Annotated in this window: 15 protein-coding genes; 8 read left to right on the top strand and 7 right to left on the bottom strand. The window is 51.7% G+C overall.

Annotated elements, in window-relative coordinates:
* The first annotated feature begins 1 nt into the window (after position 1).
* The 5 genes from OCV81_RS02240 to OCV81_RS02220 all read left to right on the top strand — a co-directional run bounded on the left by OCV81_RS02240 (position 2) and on the right by OCV81_RS02220 (position 6,932).
* Positions 2-3,430: an AAA family ATPase gene (locus tag OCV81_RS02240; protein WP_148328000.1), complete on the top strand. Its 3,429-nt coding sequence runs from the start codon at positions 2-4 to the stop codon at positions 3,428-3,430.
* Between the two features lie 251 nt (positions 3,431-3,681).
* Positions 3,682-4,677 carry a quinone-dependent dihydroorotate dehydrogenase gene (locus OCV81_RS02235; protein ID WP_022354851.1) on the top strand — a complete coding sequence of 332 codons (996 nt, stop codon included), beginning with the start codon at positions 3,682-3,684 and terminating at the stop codon, positions 4,675-4,677.
* Positions 4,678-4,700: 23 nt separating this feature from the next.
* Positions 4,701-5,219 carry an HD domain-containing protein gene (locus tag OCV81_RS02230; protein WP_148328084.1) on the top strand — a complete coding sequence of 173 codons (519 nt, stop codon included), beginning with the start codon at positions 4,701-4,703 and terminating at the stop codon, positions 5,217-5,219.
* Positions 5,220-5,393: 174 nt separating this feature from the next.
* Positions 5,394-5,567, top strand: coding sequence for a hypothetical protein (locus OCV81_RS02225; protein WP_262639966.1), 174 nt, complete (start codon positions 5,394-5,396; stop codon positions 5,565-5,567).
* A gap of 36 nt (positions 5,568-5,603) precedes the next feature.
* A complete protein-coding gene (locus tag OCV81_RS02220) occupies positions 5,604-6,932 on the top strand; it encodes a glycoside hydrolase family 28 protein (RefSeq protein WP_262639965.1) in 1,329 nt (442 codons plus the stop codon).
* A gap of 112 nt (positions 6,933-7,044) precedes the next feature.
* On the opposite strand, the gene OCV81_RS02215 is transcribed toward OCV81_RS02220, so the two are convergent.
* Positions 7,045-8,298: a GTP-binding protein gene (locus tag OCV81_RS02215; protein ID WP_148327998.1), complete on the bottom strand. Its 1,254-nt coding sequence runs from the start codon at positions 8,296-8,298 to the stop codon at positions 7,045-7,047.
* A gap of 177 nt (positions 8,299-8,475) precedes the next feature.
* Here OCV81_RS02215 and ric point away from each other — a divergent pair, with 177 nt between their 5' ends.
* Positions 8,476-9,204 (top strand): iron-sulfur cluster repair di-iron protein, encoded by a 729-nt coding sequence (gene ric, locus OCV81_RS02210; RefSeq protein ID WP_148327996.1) that lies wholly within the window; start codon positions 8,476-8,478, stop codon positions 9,202-9,204.
* Positions 9,205-9,340: 136 nt separating this feature from the next.
* Positions 9,341-9,988, top strand: a complete 648-nt coding sequence (locus tag OCV81_RS02205) for a hypothetical protein (RefSeq protein WP_148327994.1) — start codon at positions 9,341-9,343, stop codon at positions 9,986-9,988.
* A gap of 16 nt (positions 9,989-10,004) precedes the next feature.
* On the opposite strand, the gene hydF is transcribed toward OCV81_RS02205, so the two are convergent.
* From hydF to OCV81_RS02175, 6 genes are all read right to left on the bottom strand, one after another.
* On the bottom strand, positions 10,005-11,189 hold the full coding sequence (gene hydF, locus OCV81_RS02200) for a [FeFe] hydrogenase H-cluster maturation GTPase HydF (protein WP_148327992.1): 1,185 nt from the start codon (positions 11,187-11,189) through the stop codon (positions 10,005-10,007).
* Positions 11,190-11,217: 28 nt separating this feature from the next.
* Positions 11,218-12,636, bottom strand: a complete 1,419-nt coding sequence (gene hydG / locus OCV81_RS02195) for a [FeFe] hydrogenase H-cluster radical SAM maturase HydG (RefSeq protein WP_148327990.1) — start codon at positions 12,634-12,636, stop codon at positions 11,218-11,220.
* A gap of 14 nt (positions 12,637-12,650) precedes the next feature.
* Positions 12,651-13,697 (bottom strand): [FeFe] hydrogenase H-cluster radical SAM maturase HydE, encoded by a 1,047-nt coding sequence (gene hydE, locus OCV81_RS02190; RefSeq protein WP_148327988.1) that lies wholly within the window; start codon positions 13,695-13,697, stop codon positions 12,651-12,653.
* Positions 13,698-13,700: 3 nt separating this feature from the next.
* Positions 13,701-15,176, bottom strand: a complete 1,476-nt coding sequence (locus OCV81_RS02185; RefSeq protein ID WP_148327986.1) for a 4Fe-4S dicluster domain-containing protein — start codon at positions 15,174-15,176, stop codon at positions 13,701-13,703.
* 67 nt (positions 15,177-15,243) lie between these two features.
* On the bottom strand, positions 15,244-15,783 hold the full coding sequence (locus OCV81_RS02180; protein WP_148327984.1) for an FHA domain-containing protein: 540 nt from the start codon (positions 15,781-15,783) through the stop codon (positions 15,244-15,246).
* An 18-nt stretch (positions 15,784-15,801) separates the two neighbouring features.
* The gene (locus OCV81_RS02175; protein WP_148327983.1) at positions 15,802-16,941 is read right to left on the bottom strand and encodes an HU domain-containing protein; all 1,140 of its coding nucleotides are present in this window, start codon (positions 16,939-16,941) and stop codon (positions 15,802-15,804) included.
* A gap of 119 nt (positions 16,942-17,060) precedes the next feature.
* Between OCV81_RS02175 and OCV81_RS02170 the strand changes: the two genes are divergently transcribed.
* Entirely contained in the window at positions 17,061-18,374 is a 1,314-nt protein-coding gene (locus OCV81_RS02170) for a UDP-glucose dehydrogenase family protein (RefSeq protein WP_148327981.1), read from the top strand.
* Positions 18,375-18,393 lie beyond the last annotated feature (19 nt).

Genomic DNA, 18,393 nt, shown 5'->3' with positions numbered 1-18,393 from the left:
CATGAAATTACAGAAACTCATTATCGAAAATATTGCTTCCATCGAGAAGGCGTGCATTGACTTTGCACACGGGCCGTTGGGCGAGGATTCCATCTTCCTGATTTGCGGACCGACGGGAGCGGGCAAGTCCACGTTGCTGGATGCGGTGTGCCTGGCCCTTTACAACACCACGCCCCGCCTGAAACAGGCGGCCAACGAACGCTATCAGGACGAGAACGACAGTTTCTCGGGGCAGACGGAAGGTGTGAGCATCGACGATTCCCGCATGCTGATGCGGCGCGACAGTGTGTCGGCGCAGGTGGAACTGTGGTTCACGGATGCCGCGGGGGAGGCTCTGCGGGCGGTGTGGAGCGTGGCAAGGGCGCGCAACAAGGCGGGTGGAAAAATCCAGAAAGTGGTGTGGACCCTTTCCTTGCAGGACGGTACCCCGCTCACCAACAAGTCGACGGAGACGCGGGCGGAGATTGAACGGCGCATCGGCCTCACTTTCGAGCAGTTCTGCCGGACCACGCTGCTGGCGCAGGGAGAGTTTACCAAGTTCCTCAAGAGCAAGGAGGAAGAGAAATCGAACATCCTGGAGAAACTCACGGGCACGGAAATCTATTCGCGCATCAGCCGGGAAATCTATGTGATGAAGACCGAAAAAGAGGCCGAGTTGCAGGAACTGAAGGCACAGACGGGCGGCATCGTGCTGTTGGGCGACGAAGAGCTGGTGGCGTTGCAGGCGGAACAGACGCAGGTGACGGCAGAGACCACGACACTCCGCAAGGAACTGAAGCAATGGCAGGATTTGCGGAAATGGATGACCGACGAGCAAAAGCTGGTACTGGCACAGGAGGAGGCCGGAAAGGCGCTCCAGACCGTGACGGAACGGGTGGAGTCGGAAGGCTACAGGCGCAACAAGGCGTTGCTGGAGGATTGGGACCGTACGGCTGACGTGCGTTTCCAGTGGACCGAGCAGGTGACTTTGCAGCAGCGCATCCGCACGTCGGAAGAGGAACTGGCCCGGCTGGCCCAGAAGTATCATGTCCTGAACGGGGAGTATGTCCGGTTGGAGCGGGTGCGCGACCGTAGCCGGAAGGAACTGGCGGCGTGCGAGAACTTCCTCGCCGGGGTGCAGGAGAAGGTGCCGGTGTACGAGGCGGTGCAGTCGCTCACGGCCTTGTCCGACCAAATTCGGCGGGCGCTTCAGGTGACGGAGGATTGCCGGAAGGAGCAGGTCCACAAGGGGGCAGAGCAGCGGAAGATAGCCGAGGCACGTCAGAAGGCTGCAGCGGCGTATGAAGAAGCCCGGAAGATAGAAGAAAAGAAACAGGCGGAAGTCACGGCTTGCCGCACGCAGCTGGAGGCCTTGCAGCCGGAGAAGCTCCGGCGGGAGAAGCAGGCAGCCGATACCCGGTTGGGCGACTGGAAGGCGTTGCGGGAGGCACTGGCGCTCCAGATGGAGAAGGAAAAGGCTTGGCTGGAGGTGCAGCAGAACCGGAAGGCTTTGCAGGAAGAGAGCCGTCGGCAGCAGCAGGCGGTGGAGGAACTGAAAGCACAGGCCGAGGCGTGCCGCAAGGAAAAGGAGGAAGTGCAGCAGGTGTACGACAAGCAGCAGATGGCGTGTACGGACTGGGCGCGGGAGGCACGTGCCCGGCTGTCGAAAGGCGATGTGTGTCCGGTCTGTGGCCGTCCGGTGGAGGAGGATCTGGAGAATGAAGCCCACTTTGTGTCGTTGCTGGAGCCGGTACGTGTCTTGCTGTCGGAAAAGACCCGCCGGACGGAAGAGGTACTGGCGCCCTTGGCCCGGGCCGAGGCGGAGGTGCGTGCCCTGACGCGGCAGGAAGCCATGGAAGCGAAGAAGGAAACGGCGGCAGAAGTGGCTTTCCGGCAGGCGGAGGCGGCGGTGAAGCAGCAGCCGCTGGTGGCCGCGGTGACGGAGACAGCCGACGGGATGGCGCAGGTGGAACAGGCGTTGCAGGCACAGCAGGAGGTTTGTGGCCGGCTGGACACCCAGTGGCAGCAGGCCGAGGATCTGCAGCAGCGGTTGAACGGGCTGACCAAGGCACGCGAGGTGCTGACCGCCGACCGGGAGCAGTGGCACCGGAAGGTGGAGGAGGCCGACAAGGCCGTGTCCCGTCTGGAAGCGGAACTCCGTATGCTGGAGGAAGCCCTCGCGCGGGAGCGGCTCACCGTTTCCCAGTGTATGGAGAAAGGGGAGGCGCTGGTGACTTTCGTTCCGTGGAAAGCCGACTGGCAGACCGGCCGGGAGGAATTTATCACCCGCTTGCAGGAGGAAGTGGCCTGTTATGCGGAACGGCAGAAAGAGAAGGAAAGACTTGCACATCAGGTGGAGTCGCTCACGGGGCAGCAGAATCAGGTGGAGGAGATACGGCTGTCCATCTGGACGGTGTGTCCGGCCTGGAAAGAGACAGACGGGGAGGCGGTGCCCGACGGTCCGTGTCCCGAGGGGCTTCCGGCCCGGTGGAATGCCTTGCACGCGGCGGTGCTTTCCGTCTGTCAGGCTTTGCAGACTTCCCGCAAGCTGGCGGAAGAAAAGAGGGCGGGCGTAGAAGCCTTCCTGGCGGCCCATCCGGAAATCTCGGGCGAATACCTGGAGAAGCTGGCGGGGCTGGAGGTGGAGAAAGTGCAGACGGCCCGCCGTACCTTGCAGAAACTGGACAATGAACTGGCTGCGTGCCGGGCGGAAAAAGAGCGGGTGGCCCGCGAACTGGAGGGGCATCGGGCGCAGCGTCCGCAGGATATGGAGGCGGTGACGCCGGAGGTCGTGGAAGAAACGATGGCTCGCCGGGAGGAAGCGCTGACCGCGAAGGTGTCCCGTCTGGGGGCCATTGCGCAGGTTTTGGCGCATCAGGAAGAGGGCTTGCAGCGCATCCGGAAACTCAAGGAACAGATAGAGGTGAAACAGAAGGAAGTGGACAACTGGGCGGGAGTGGCTGCCCTCTTCGGCAGTGCCGACGGGAAGAAGTTCCGCAACATCGCCCAAAGTTATGTGCTCCGCCAGTTGCTGGCCGGGGCCAACCATTACCTGAGCCGCCTGACCGACCGCTACCGGATGGAGTGTCCGCCGGGGGGACTGACTATCTTGCTGCGCGACGAGTACCAGGGTGGGGCGAAGCGTCCCACTTCCACCATCTCGGGTGGAGAGAGTTTCCTGGTGTCGCTGGCGCTGGCCTTGGGACTGTCGTCGCTCAACCGGAAGAGTCTTTCGGTGGATGTGCTTTTCATCGACGAGGGATTCGGCACGCTGGACAGCGATTACCTGAACACGGTGATGGAGTCGCTCGAAAGGCTGCACCAGATTGGCGGCAAGAAGGTGGGTATCATCAGTCATGTGGAGGCCCTGCGCGAACGGATTGCCACGCAGATTCACGTGGAGCGGGTGAACCATACACTGAGCCGCGTGGAGGTGGTGAGTAGAACTTAAATGAAGAGAAAAGAAGACTTTTGAAGACCTTCTGAAAACGTCTAAGTGTTTGTGCTGAAACGCCTAAACGTTTCATCTCAAACGCTTCGGCGTTTCAACTAAAACGTTTCGACGTTTCGATCAAAACGTTTAGGCGTTTTATTCCGAATGCTTAGGCGTTTTGGGAAGGTAATAAGGGATAACTTTTTTTTATGATAAAATTTCGAGGAGATGTCGTAATTTTGTCACACGAAACTAAAAATATTATGTTTATGTACAAATCTATTCTTCGTCCCTGGTTGTTTCGCATCGATGCTGAGAAAATTCACAACCAGATTATGGGGTTGCTTCATGTGTATCGTCATTTAACGCCAGTGAAATGTCTGGTGCGGGCATACTATCGTCCCAAGACTGCTCCGTTTCAATGGCGGAACTTGACTTTTGGTAACCGGGTGGGTCTTTCTGCCGGATTTGACAAGGAGGCAAGTTGTTTCGACGAACTGAGTGATTTGGGCTTTGGCTTTCTGGAAGTGGGAACCGTGACGCCGGAAAAAGTGGCAGGCAATCCTTCCCCACGTATTTTCCGTTTGCCTGAGGATCATGCATTGGTATCGCGTACAGGTTTCAATAATCCTGGAAAAGAGGTTTTCTTGAAAAACCTGCAGCGGAAGCGTGAGGGAAAATACATTCTGGGAGTGAATATCAATACCAATAGTCCGGCCGATAACGAGCGGGCTGCAGCCGACCTCGCAGGATTATATGAAGCGTTTGGTCAGTATGCGGATTATTATACAGTGAACTGGGGGAGCATGACTCCAGAGGTCTTGGCTGGGGCATTGACTGCTCTTGATGTCCATAAGCAGCGTTTGAACAAGCCTGTCTTGTTGAAGCTTCCGGCAGATGTGCCTGTTGAAAAACTGGATGGCATTATTGAATTTGCCAAAGTACATCACATGGATGGGTTTATTGCCACGGGACCAACTCAGGACCGTTCGTTGCTGATTCATTCCAGTCAGGCAGAGGTGACGCAGGTTGGAGCGGGAGGTATCAGCGGACTGCCGGTTATTTATAAGTCGGTAGAAATAGTGAAATACTTGTCGGCACATGCGCCCAAGGATATGCTTCTGATTGGAGCAGGGGGAGTGATGACACCGACCGAGGCAAGAGTCATGCGCAATGCGGGGGCTCATTTGGTACAGGTGTACTCTGCCTTTATTTATGAAGGACCGGGCATTGTCAAGCACATTGCCGAGGCATGCAATGAATAAAAGATAACTTATGAATGCAAGATATGGAAGTAAACGAGAAAAAAACAGCCGTCTGGCAGTTGCATGAATTGTCAGACCGGATGGTGACCTACAATGCGGGTGACCCGAAACGGATACAGCACCTCATCAAGGTGCATTACTTTGCCCGGATGATTGGTTTGTCAGAGGGATTGGATGCGGCTACGCAGCTGATTCTGGAAGCGACCGCGATTGTACACGACATTGGCATCCGGATTTCCGAGAAGAAATATGGAGTGTGCGATGGGAAACATCAGGAACAGGAAGGTCCGGCAGAGGCCCGGAAACTGCTGACCGAAATGGGCACATTCTCTGAAGCACAGATTGAACGGATATGCTGGCTGGTGGGGCATCATCACACGTATGATTGTATAGAGGGAATGGACTATCAGATTCTGGTGGAAGCCGATTTTCTGGTCAATATTTATGAAGACAACCTGCCGGTAGAAGCTGTCCGGAAGGTACGGGAAAAGATCTTCAAGACCCGGGCTGGTTTGTCATTGCTCGATAGAATGTATCTGTAAGTAAGACGGAAGCCGTTGGATGGCGTCTTTTTGAGGCTGGTAGAGTGCCTCAAAAAGACGTTTTTTTGCAGGTTTAGGTGAAAAATTCTGTCAGATACCGCCATTTTATGGACGGATGATAGGGTGGTTGTCTGATGAAATGTGTATTTTTACCCGTGAATAGACAGATATACCATGAAAAAACAAACCTTATTTCTTTTTTTATGTGGCCTGTGCTTGTGGATGAACACAGCCACGGCAATTGAATATAATGTGCTTCGTCACGGAGTGGTGGGCGATGGAAAAACACTGAATACAGACAGCCTGCAAGCTGCTATCGATAAGTTGCATGCATCGGGAGGCGGCTAGTTGTATTTCCCTGCCGGACGGTATCTCACCGGCAGTTTGCAGTTGAAATCGAATGTGGTGCTCTATCTGGAGAAGGAGGCGGTGCTGCTGGGAAGTACGAGCCCGTATGATTATCCGGGTTTCAGCACGGAGAAGGAGCTGAAGGTGAACGATGACCATTTTGACCAGGCATTGATTTATGCCGAGGGGGCGGAACATATCGGTATCCGGGGTGACGGTTGCATTGACGGCCAGGGTAGGGAACTTGCCTTGACGATTGACAGTCTGCATCATACGGGAGAGCTGGTGGATAAGCATTATAATACATACTGTAAGCGGCCGAATACGCGTCCGAAATTGCTTTTCATCCGCGGGTGTCGCAATGTGGAGATCCGTAATGCCCGTCTTCGGAGCAGCGCCGCGTGGGGATTGTCGTTTTCATTGTGCTCCGACCTGACGTTGGACAGTCTGCATGTCGAAAACCGGGCTTACTGGAACAACGATGGGATTGATATCAGCGACTGTAAGAGGGTACGCATTTCAAACTGTTACATCAACTCTGCCGATGACGGCATCTGCCTGAAATCGCACAACCGGGGGGCTTGGAACGACGGAGTTTCTATTTCCAACTGTCACATCATCAGCAGTGCCAGTGCCATCAAGTTTGGTACGGAGTCACTCGGTGGATTCAAGAATGTAAAGATTGATAGCATCTGGGTAAAGGATACCTACCGTTCGGCCATTGCCATTGAGTCGGTCGACGGAGCGGAGATTGAGCATGTGCAGGTCTCCAATGTACATGCGGTGAATACGGGCAATGCGATTTTTATCCGTCTGGGGCATCGTTCGGGAGACCAGCCGGGGTACTTGCGTCATGTGTCCATCAAGAATGTGTATGTGGAAGTGCCTTTTGGCCGTCCGGACCTTAATTATGACTTGCGGGGACCTTCGGTGACGTTCTTCCATAACCCGTTCCCCAGTTCCATTTCAGGCATACCGGGGCATGATATTGAAGATGTGACGTTGGAGAACATCGAGATTGTGTATCCGGGCCGTGCTACGCGGGGGATGGCCTACATGTCGGTGAGCCGGTTGAAGGATGTGCCTGAAAATGAAAAGGGATATCCGGAGTTTACCATGTTTGAGGAACTGCCTTCGTGGGGATTTTATGTGCGCCATGTGAAAGGAATTCAGATGCGTCACATCAAACTGCGTTTGCAGGAAGATGATTTCCGTCCGGCTTTTGTGTTCGACCGGGTAAGCGGTATTCGTCTGACGGGGATTGATCTGCCGGAGAACAAGCAGGCAGGACAGGTAGTCTTGCGGAAATGCACGTTGCAGGAAGTGGATGCCACCGTAAAGGAACAGTTGCAGGAGGTGGATTGAGTAGAGGCCGGAAAGGTCAATATATATTATAAAGGTGAAAAGCAAGTATGCCTTCCTGAAGCGCTTAATCGGCGGACTCAGGAAGGCATATTTTTATTTAGTTTGTTTCAAGTTATTCCAGACAAGCATCCAAGTCTTTAATCAGCTGTTCCTTGTCGAGGTGCTGGCCGATGAAGACAATCTTCTGCATGCGGTCACCGTAGCGTTCGTCCCAGTCTCTCACCAGTCCAGGTTCGCGTTTCATCATTTCAATAAGTTCGTCTTCGGGCATGGTGGCATACCAGAGTCCAGCTTCTGTAATCTGTTTCTGGCGTCCTGCCTGTTCGAAGAGGAACGACATGTCACGGTTGTGGGCAAAGTAGCATACCCCTTTGGCACGAATCACGTTGCGCGGCCATTTGGTTGCCAGGAACCGGTCGAACTTATGAATGTCGAAGGACGGACGGCGATAGTACACGAAACTGCTGATGCCGTATTCCTCCGTTTCGCCTTCGTCATGGTGATGTTCGTGGTCGTGATGATGATGTCCATGCTCGTGGTCATGATCATGCGCTTCGTGCTCGTGTTCCTCATGCTCATGGTCATGGTGATGTCCTTCGTGAGCATGAGCTTCGGCCTCTTCTTCCTCGGTTACCGGACGTTCTATTTCGTGAATCCAGGCTGCAGAAGTGGCTACCTTTTCGTAGTCGAAACGGTGAGTACCGACAATCTTGTCCAAATCTACCTTTGCATAGTCACATTCGATGATTTCTGCACGGGGCTGGATGTTACGGATGATGCTTCGGATGCGGTCCAGTTCTTCCGGGCTGACTTCAGAAGCTTTGTTCAGCAGGATAGTAGAACAGAACTCTATCTGCTGAATCAGCAGGTTGGCAATGTCTTCTTCTTCCAGATCCTTGCGGGTCAGTTCCTTTCCACAGTCAAATTCGCTTTGCAGACGAAGGGCATCGACCACCGTCACGATGTTGTCGAGGCGGCAGGTTCCGTATTTGGTATAGGCTCCACCCAGCTGGGGAATGGAACAGATGGTACGGGCGATAGGCTCCGGTTCACATACTCCGCTGGCTTCGATGACGATGTAGTCGAAACGCTGCATTTTCATCAGTTCGAAAATCTGTTCGATGAGGTCGGTGCGGAGCGTACAGCAGATGCAACCGTTCTGCAGGGCCACGAGGCTGTCTTCTTTCTGGCCCACGATGCCGCCTTTCTGAATCAGTTCCGCATCGATGTTGACTTCACCGATGTCGTTCACGATGACAGCAAACTTGATTCCTTCACGGTTGCTCAGCAAATAATTCAATAAAGTGGTTTTCCCGCTTCCTAGATAACCGGTGAGCAGGAGTATAGGCATGTCTTTTGTTTTCATCTTATTGTTCTGTTTTTTTACGTGCCTGCAAAGTTAGTGTTTTTCTGCATATAGTGTCACTTCTTTTCGGCAGAACACGGGTTTAACTTTCGTTATAGGTCGGTGTCACATAGGTGACAAAGTTTCTGGAGGGGAGGCCTTATCTTTGCACCCGTAATCAAATAAAAAGAAAAGAATATGGAAACGAAAGACTGGAAATATACGAGTGTAGGACAGATTGTAGCCGATGACTTTGCTGCAGCGAAAGTATTCAAGAAATATGGCATCGACTTCTGCTGTCATGGAGAGGTGACGCTGGAAAAGGCTTGTGCCGATTTGAACTTGTCGATGGAAGACGTGGAGCAGGCATTGACGCGTCAGGAAGAGGCCGGGAACGGGCGGATTCCGTTTGCTTCATGGCCGTTGGACTTGTTGATGGATTATATCCTGAAGATACACCACCGCGGTATCCGTGCCAATGGACCGGAGCTGCTGGCATTGCTGGAAAAAGTGGAGCGTGTGCATGGGGAAGCACATCCGGAATTGCATGAGCTGAAGGCGCTGGTGAGCGAGTCGCTGGAAGATTTGGAAATGCACTTGCAGAAAGAGGAAAATGTGTTGTTCCCGTATCTCTATGAGCTGTATGCGGCGAAGGAACAGGGGCAGCGTATGGCACCGATGCACTGTGGTACGATTTCCAATCCTATCCGGGTGATGAAGATGGAGCATGAAGGAGAGGGAAACCGCTACTTGCACATCATTCAGCTGACGGATTATTTCTCGGTGCCTCAGGATGGCTGTGGCAGCTACCGTTTGCTGATGCAGGAACTGGAGGCGTTTGTGGATGCTTTGTTCGAACATATTCACCTGGAAAACAATCTGCTTTTCCCGCGCTTTGAGGAGATTGAACGAGAAATCGTATGTTGATTTTTGATATTGGAAAGAATGGATAACGGTGTGGTGCATGCTGAGAAGTATGCGCCACATTTTTTGTAGGTGAAGGTCTGTTTCTTGTCTGAAATACCTATATTTGAGGAGGAAAATAAGATAAAAAGAGACCGTTATGAAGAGACAAATTTTGGGGGCAGTCTTATTGCTCCTGTTAAGTATGCCTGTATGGGCACAACAAGTGAAAGTTAGTTATGAGTACCCGGCACATTCTCTTTCCGTGCCTTTGCAGGAATATTTCCAGATGCAAGGTGTGCAGCATCTGAGACTGACAATCCGGGGCGAGTTTAATGGAAAGCGTGCCAAGCTACAAAAGGTATCTTGCCATAAAGGTATATTTACAAAACGTGAACTATTACCCGATTTCCTTCATTTGATATTGGTCGACAGCGTAGAGACTGTTGACTTTATGGCTGTACCCTACAAGGAAGACAGTCTGCGTATTACTTGTTTTTATTCGCCTCTAGATAATTCTGCAGCCAATATGGGGTTGTTTACGGATACGGTATGCGTGGGCAGAAACAAGATTCTCATGGAGACATACACACCGGGCGATGGCCTTGAAACCCCTATTATGAGTTATACTTCCGGTATTCCTGTTGAGGGAGGTACTTACTTTTGTGGTTTGCGTGACTCCGGAGTAGAGCCACGCAAATGGTATGAGAAGTATGGCATTGACGATTATGTGTATTATACCCTCCGCTTAGAGGAGGATAAGCCCTCTGAGGGAACAATCCACGTCAGAATAACGAAGGGTAACTAGTCTTACTTCTCAGAAATCAGTAATCTATCTTATCCAGAATCCCCGCCAGGTAGGCAATGGTCACTCCGTAGTTGGTCATGGGAACCTGCTGGGTGCGAGCCCGGTCGATGCGGTTCAGCACATACTTGCGGTTGAACATGCAGGCCCCGCAATGAATAATCAGGTCGTATGGGGTCAGGTCTTCTGGGAAGTCCGTGCCCGATACGATGTCGATTTGCAGGCTTTCGCCGATGCGCTTGCGGAGCATGTTCGGAATTTTCACCCGTCCGATGTCTTCTGCCAGCGGGGCATGTGTACATGCCTCGGCAATCAATACTCGTGAGTCCGGGGTCAGCCGGGCAATGGCATTGGCTCCTTCCAGGTAGTAGTCGATGTCACCTTTGTACTGTGCAAAGAGGACGGAGAAGGAGGTAAGCCGGCTTTCGGCAGGTTTCTTGTCATACACCGTACGGAACACCTGTGAGTCGGTAATAATCAGCTTCGGCGGACGGGACAAGGCAGCTAGCATGGCATCAATCTTGTCGGTGGTACAGCTCATCACCAGGCATCTGCGGTCCAGCAGTCCCCGGATGGTCTGTACTTGCGGCAGGATGAGGCGGCCTTTGGGAGCCTGGATGTCCTGCGGCATGACCAGCATGACGGTGTCGTTTTCTTCCACCAGCCGGCCTACAATGCCTTGTGCCATGGTTTCATCCGGCAACTTGTGCCGGAGGCTGCGCAGAATGTCATCCAGCCCTTGTCCGGTGAGGGTGCTCACCAGCAGAGGAACCTGTCCGCATTGTTTTTCAATTCGGCGCATGGTCTGCTCGGCATCGGGCAGTTGGTCACATTTGTTCAATATCCAGATGATGGGTACATTCTTTTCCTTCAACAGGTGCTGCCAGTGCAATTCTTCTTCCAAGTGGTCGTCGGTGCAGACCATCAGGGCGATGTCTGTCTTTTCCAGCGCACGCTGTGTCTGTCGGATGCGGAGTTCGCCCAGTTCACCTTCATCGTCAAATCCGGCCGTATCAATGAACACGCAAGGACCGAGGCCATGGATTTCCATGGCCTTGAAAACCGGGTCGGTGGTCGTGCCGGGGATTTCCGACACAAGGGCCGTGTCCTGATGCGTCAGGGCATTGATCAGCGACGACTTTCCGGCGTTGCGTTTGCCAAACAGACCGATGTGCAGTCGGTTGGCACGGGGGGTATCGTTCATACGTTTAATAAGTCTTTAAGTCCTACATTTAGAAACGGAAGTCGCGTTTCCCTTCGGCAATCCGTTCCAGATTCTCCAACGCTCTTTTACGGATGGCGGGATTGGGAATCTCTTCCATCTGCTTGCGGATCATGTCTTCTGCCAAACGGCGTGTTTCCGGTGAGGCATAGTCATAAAGATACTCCTGAAGCGTCATCAAGGCATTGGGCGCACAACAGTTGGCGATTTGTCCGGTTTTGACCAGCGACATAAAGCGGTCGCCCGTACGTCCTTCGCGGTAGCAGGCCGTACAGAAGCTGGGAATGTAGCCCAGTTTCAGCAGCCAGGCCACGATTTCATCCAGGCTGCGGTGGTCGCTCACGTCGAACTGAGCCGAGTTTTCTTCCGGCAGTTCTTCGGTGGCATAGCCTCCCACGCTGGTGCGGGAACCACCGCTGATTTGTGATACGCCGAGGGCCAGCACTTTTTCGCGGGAACGCTGCGATTCACGGGTAGAGATAATCATGCCGGTGTAAGGCACGCTGATGCGGATGACGGCCACAATCTTCTGAAATATTTCGTCGGAGATGGCGTTCTCGAAGGTGGAAGCATCGATGTCGTCGGCCGAGCAGATACGCGGCACACTGATGGTGTGCGGACCTACGCCGTAGGTTGCTTCCAGGTGTTCAGCATGCATCAGCAGTCCCACAAAATCATAGCGGTAAGTGTTCAGGCCGAACAATACACCGATGCCCACGTCGTCAATGCCTCCCTGCATGGCGCGGTCCATGGCTTCCGTGTGGTAAGCATAGTTGCTCTTCGGACCTCTGGGGTGCAATTTTTCGTAGTTTTCCTTGTGATAGGTTTCCTGAAACAGGATATAGGTGCCGATGCCGGCCTCTTTCAGGCGACGGTAGTTTTCTACCGTAGTGGCGGCAATGTTCACGTTCACCCGTCGGATGGCTCCGTTCTTGTGCTTGATGTTATAGATGGTCTGGATGGACTCCAAAATGTACTCAAGTGGATTGTGGATAGGGTCTTCGCCGGCTTCCAGTGCCAGGCGTTTGTGCCCCATGTCCTGCAGGGCGATGACCTCGCGGCGGATGTCCTCCTGTGTCAGTTTCTTGCGGGCGATGGTCTTGTTCTTCGCGTGGTAGGGACAATAGGTACAGCTGTTCACGCAATAGTTCGACAAGTACAGCGGGGCGAACATCACGATGCGGTTACCGTAGAATTTCTGCTTGATTTCGCGGGCCAGATGGTAGATTTCCTCCACCAGTTCCGGGTCGTTGCATTCCAAGAGTACGGCAGCTTCGCGGTGGGAGAGTCCCTTGCACAGGCGGGCCTTTTCAATGATGGAACGTATCAGTTCCTTGTCCTGGCTCTTGCTTTGGGCATATTCCAGGGTATCCAGAATTTCTTCGTGGCAGATAAATTCCTCTGCCTTTTGAGAATCAATCTTGTACATAGTTGCAATGTAAGTTATAACGTCTTGCCGGGATAGTCTCCGCGGCTTTTATCTATTTCATATCCGATGGCTGCCAGCCGTTGTGCCAGCAGACGCAATCCTTCGGCGGCTTCCGAACCCATGGAGGCTTTGTGATCGTACAAGGCATATTTCTTCCGTTGTTCCACCGGCGAAAGGTTGGGCATCACTACGTTACCGCCTGCCAGGATACCTTTCTCCCGTCCGTCGGGCGTGAGGCTGGCCAGTGCGGTGGTCGAGGGAATCAGTGCCTGCGGGTGCATCAGCCGGAAAATGGAGAGCAACGTCAGGGTCTGAGTCAGGCTGCCGGGCGGACAGGAAGCAAAGGGAGTGTCGTGATGCGGCAGGAAAGGTCCGATGCCAATCATCTGAGGGCGGAACTGCTCGATGAAGAGAATGTCTTCCACCAGGTTATCGACGGTTTGCCCCGGACTTCCCACCATGATGCCGGTACCCGTCTGGAATCCGATGCGTTTCAGGTCTTCCAGACATCGCAGACGGTTGGAAAGTGACATGCTGTCGGGGTGCAGACGACGGTAATGGGCTTCGTTGTGCGTCTCGTGACGCAGCAGGTAGCGGTTGGCTCCCGCCTGAAAAAAACGTTCGTAGGAAACGGTAGGGCGTTCACCGAGGGAAAGGGTGATGGCCACATCGGGAAAGAAGGTACGGATGGCGGCCACTATGGAGGTGACCCGTTCATCGGTCATGTAGTTGTCTTCGCCTCCTTGCAGCACAAACGTACGGAATCCCAGTTCGTATCCGTGGCGGCAGCAGGCCAGAATGGTTTCCTCATCTAGGCGGTAGCGTTCCAGGTGGCGGTTGCTTCTCCGGATACCGCAATACAGACAGTCGTTGTGGCAGCAATTGCCCACTTCGATGAGGCCGCGGATATAGATTTTGTTGCCGAAATGGCTTTGGGCCACCGTGCGTGCCTTTTGCATGAGAAAGTCGAGGTTTTCCCCCCGGCACTCCAGCAGAAGGGTACGCAATTCACCGGGAGCCAGTGTCTGCTCCCGGTAAAGGCGTTCTATCAATTCTTTCATGGATTATTCCTGATTGCTGTTTTCGTACTTGAGGGTACGTTTCAGCAAATCCTGGTTCAATTGGCGTTTGCCGGATACCGGGTCATTGTGTGCGCTCGGACCGGTCACGCATCCGCCTTCGCAGGCCATCATTTCAATGAACTGGGCGTCTACCTTACCCGTCTTGGCGTATGCACGGAGCACCCCGATGTTCTTCTTCGTGAAGTCGGAGAACTGCATGATTTTGATGCCGTTGGCTTTCGGACCCAAGTAAGCTTTCACTGCTCCGGCCACACCGCCAGCCTGTGCAAATCCGTGTGCCTCGCAGACAGATTCGTAGGCCACCTTATACGGATTGGCTTTTTCCAGTTCGATGCCCAGTCCGCGGAACATCGGATGAAGTTCTTCGAAGGTCAGCACGTAGTCCACACATTCGTCGCGCTGTGCTTCTTTTCGTTTGGCGATACACGGACCGATGAAGACTACTTTGGCATTCGGGTATTTCTGTTTAGCGATGCGGGCTGCATAATACATCGGAGAGCCGGTGCTGGATACGTAAGGCTTCATGGCCGGAATGTGTTTGTTGACCAGCTCGATGTACGACGGACAGCAGGAAGTAGTCATGAATTTCTGTCCTTCTTCCAGTTTCTCCAGCAGTTCGTGCGCTTCGTTGCTGGTGGTATGCATGGCACCTTCGGCCACTTCAATCACATCGGCAAAACCGATTTCTTTCAATGCCCCGTATACTTGGTCGATGGTGGCATTGAACTGGCCCAATACCGAAGGAGCCGGGATGGCAATCACCTGTTCTCCCTTGCGGATGGCTTCCAGTACATCGAACACTTGGGAAATTTCGAAGATAGCACCGAAGGGGCAGGCATTCAGGCACTTGCCGCAGTAGATGCACTTGCTTTCGTCGATGTGTTCGATGTAATGTTCGTCTTTGCTGATGGCTTTTACAGGACAAGCTTCCTCACACGGCACCGGGATGTACACGATGGCGTGGTACGGACAGCTCTTGTGGCAGATACCGCAGCTGATACACTTGTCGTGGTCAATATGGGCTTGGCCGGTTTTCTTGTCGAAATGTACGGCACCTTTCGGACAGTTCATGTAGCAGCTTCTGGCCACACAACCCCGGCAAAGGTTACTTACCTCGTAGTTCACCTGCACGCAGGAAGAACATGCCTCGTCGATGACGCAAAGAATGTTTTCCTTGATTCTTTCCTTGCGTGCCAATGTCTTGCGAGCATATTCAGAAAGGGGAGTCAGCTCATCCGTTTCGTCGGTCATATCCCAACCCAGCAGTGGGAGCAACTTATATTTGGTAACGGCACGTTCCTTGTGGATGCAGCAGCGTCCCACCGGTTGTGAACGGCGCGGACTGAGTTCCAGAGGAATGCGGTCGATTTTCTCTACTAATTGATTTTCTTTCCATAAAGCAACCAGGTTTTCCAGCAGTTTGTGCCGGACAATCATTACGTTGTTTGTAAAAGCCATAATTGAGTAAAAGGTTTGTTAGTGTTATAGTTATCCTAAATTGTATATACGAAGATAAGTGCGGCGGTTATTCTTCCGTTTGTCCTTCTGCCGCTCTCAGAATCAGGGTTGTGGCACCGAGGGTAATGACGGCTCCGTCTTCAATGCGGACGCGCTCTTTCGGGCCCAGTATTTCGTTCATCAGAAAAGTGCCCGTGATGCTGTCGTTGTCACGGAGCGTATAAATAATTTTTCCTTGTTTGTCTTTTTTGACGTTGATGTAGCAATGCCGGCGGTCCAGGCTCGGGTCGTTGCTTTCGATGGGAATGTCGATGTCGTTTCCCTTGCACCGGCGTCCGATGAGGTTGTCGCCTTCATGCAGCGGCAACACCTGTTTGTAGGCAAACACGTTCTCTACGGCCAGTACATTGCCGAAGTCCTGCACGCCTTCCTTTTCGTCCACCACCTCAGCTTTGCGGTTGGCTGCGTTCAGTTTGGACTTGCCGATACGGATGCTGAACTGTTTCTTGCAGTTGTCACAAATAAAGACGAGTGACTGTCCTTCTTTATATTTAGTCTCATCAAACTGGATGAAATTGTCACATTTGGGGCATCTTACTCTTTTCATCTGTTTTAAAAAACGTATTTATTTTGAAGTGAAAACCCAGGCACTTTTAAATTCCTCCTGGTTACGCAAATTTTGTACCTTTTTATATGCATCGCCCGCATTTGTATAGCTTGCCAATGCAATACGGAATCGTCCGTCGGTTTCCAGTACCTGACAGTCTTTATAACCTTTTTGTTGGAGTTTCTTCAGTTCCTTTTGCGCGTCACTGGCAGTTGTCAGGCTGGCTACAATAATATAAGTTTTTTTCTTATTGGCTGTAGGTTGTATCGGATTTTGTTTTGGAGTAGCTTCAGCCGCAACTTTTGCCTTTGTTCTTACGGAGGAAGCCTGTACAGCTTTGGATTTTTTCTTCGTGGTGTTTACTACGGTAGGATCCGCAGCTACTTTTTCCGTTTTAATTACTACAGGTTTGAGGGTGTTGATGTTGTTGCGAACTCTTTTTTCACCGCTCTGTTGCTTTTGGATTGCTTTCTGAGATTTAGCTGTCTGATGGGTTTGTATGCTGGTGGCAACCGATTGGTTGCGGATGGCATCAAACATGCTGACTGATCCAAGGGAAGCATAGTTCGCATCGTCCATATAGGTGTTTTCTACCGGTACAGAAAGAATGAAAAACAGGCAGACGGCAGCTGCTACGGCTACTATGTTACGTGCCCAATGGCGTACGGAAATATGTTTCTTGTGAGAGACCTTTATTTCCGGAAGAACTTTTTCTGAGCCAGAAGGTTTCGTAATCGGTTGAAGTGCTGAAAGCGTGAAACTTTCCAGACCGTATAAGCTTGGAGTAAAAAACGAGGAAGTTGCCGGTTCAAAGGCGTAACCTCCATTCATGTTGTAATAAATTGTACCCACGTTTTTAAGCTCTACCTGGCCTTGCTGGTAAAGCTGATCTTTCATTTCGGTAACAATCTTTTCAATTCGTCGTGTAGCGTCGGGAAAGTCTGTATTGTATGCCTGCATGTACGACTGTACAAGCAATCCGTCGTTCATAACCAGTTGAGGATTGAATCCGATGGTACGGAGAGGAGGCTGGAATTCTCCTGTGTGCTCTGAGAAAGAAGCCTGACGTCTGTGTGCAATAAAGCCTCCTAGGCCCGGGACAATGACGCAGTCGTTTTCCAGCAATAGTACTTCTATATGTTTTGCTAATTCAATCATATTGCAAAATTAATACATTTTTCTCTTATGAGGGTTATCTTTCGGCGGGCATTTTTCGATTTGAATTCAAATTTGTTGTAATTTTGTCGGGGAAAAATGCAAGAAATACTTTAATCATCATGAATATAGCAATTGTTGGGACCGGATATGTAGGTTTGGTATCGGGGACATGTTTTGCAGAAACTGGGGCGAATGTTATTTGTGTAGATACGAATGAAGAAAAAATCGCTGCATTGAAGAACGGGCAGATTCCTATCTATGAGCCAGGACTCGAAGATATGGTACAGCGAAATGTCAAAGCCGGGCGTTTACGGTTTACTACTTCGCTGGCCGATTGTCTGGACGAGGTGTCTATTGTGTTTAGTGCTGTAGGTACTCCACCTAATGAAGATGGAAGTGCTGATTTGCAGTATGTGCTCGAGGTGGCTCGTACCATTGGCCGTTGCATGAAGAAATATGTACTGGTAGTGACGAAGAGTACGGTGCCGGTGGGGACGGCACAAAAAGTGAAAACCGTGATTCGTGAGGAACTGGACCGTCGCGGGGTATCCATTGACTTTGATGTGGCTTCCAATCCGGAATTTCTCAAAGAAGGGAATGCAATCAACGACTTTATGACTCCCGACCGTGTGGTGGTAGGTGTGGAGTCGGAGCGTGCCCGTAATTTGATGAGCAAGCTTTATCGTCCTTTCTTGCTGAACAATTTCCGGGTGATTTTTATGGATATTCCATCTGCAGAAATGACAAAGTATGCGGCCAATTCGATGTTGGCTACGCGAATTAGTTTTATGAATGACATAGCCAATTTATGTGAACTTGTGGGAGCGGATGTAAACATGGTACGTAGCGGATTGGGTTCGGATACCCGTATCGGACGTAAGTTTCTTTATCCGGGATGCGGTTACGGGGGCTCTTGCTTCCCGAAAGATGTAAAGGCTTTAATCAAGACAGCCGAAGAACACGGTTACTCCATGCGGGTATTGAAAATGGTGGAGGCTGTCAATGAAGATCAGAAAGATATTCTATTCCGTAAACTCAGTAAGTATTATCAAGGTGATTTGAAAGGGAAGACGGTTGCTTTATGGGGATTGGCTTTTAAACCGGAAACAGACGATATGCGGGAGGCTCCAGCTTTGGTGTTGACTAAAAAGCTAAAAGAAGCCGGCTGTCAGATCAGGGCTTACGATCCTGCGGCTATGGATGAAGCTCGTCGTCGGCTGGGAGATAGCATTTACTATGCGCGTGATATGTATGATGCTCTGCTGGATGCAGATGCTTTGCTGATGGTGACGGAATGGAAAGAATTCCGTTTGCCGGCTTGGGGAGTTATCAAAAAAACGATGAACCATCCGGTCATTTTTGACGGGCGAAATATTTATGACATGCAGGAACTCTCTGAATTGGGAATAGCTTACTATTGCATCGGAAAATAAATTTATAGATTCATTGACA

The organism is Phocaeicola fibrisolvens, from assembly GCF_025567125.1.
Taxonomy (GTDB): Bacteria; Bacteroidota; Bacteroidia; order Bacteroidales; family Bacteroidaceae; genus Phocaeicola; species Phocaeicola fibrisolvens.
Note: the sequence above shows the minus strand (reverse complement) of the source record. Positions and strands in the feature narration are given on the sequence as shown.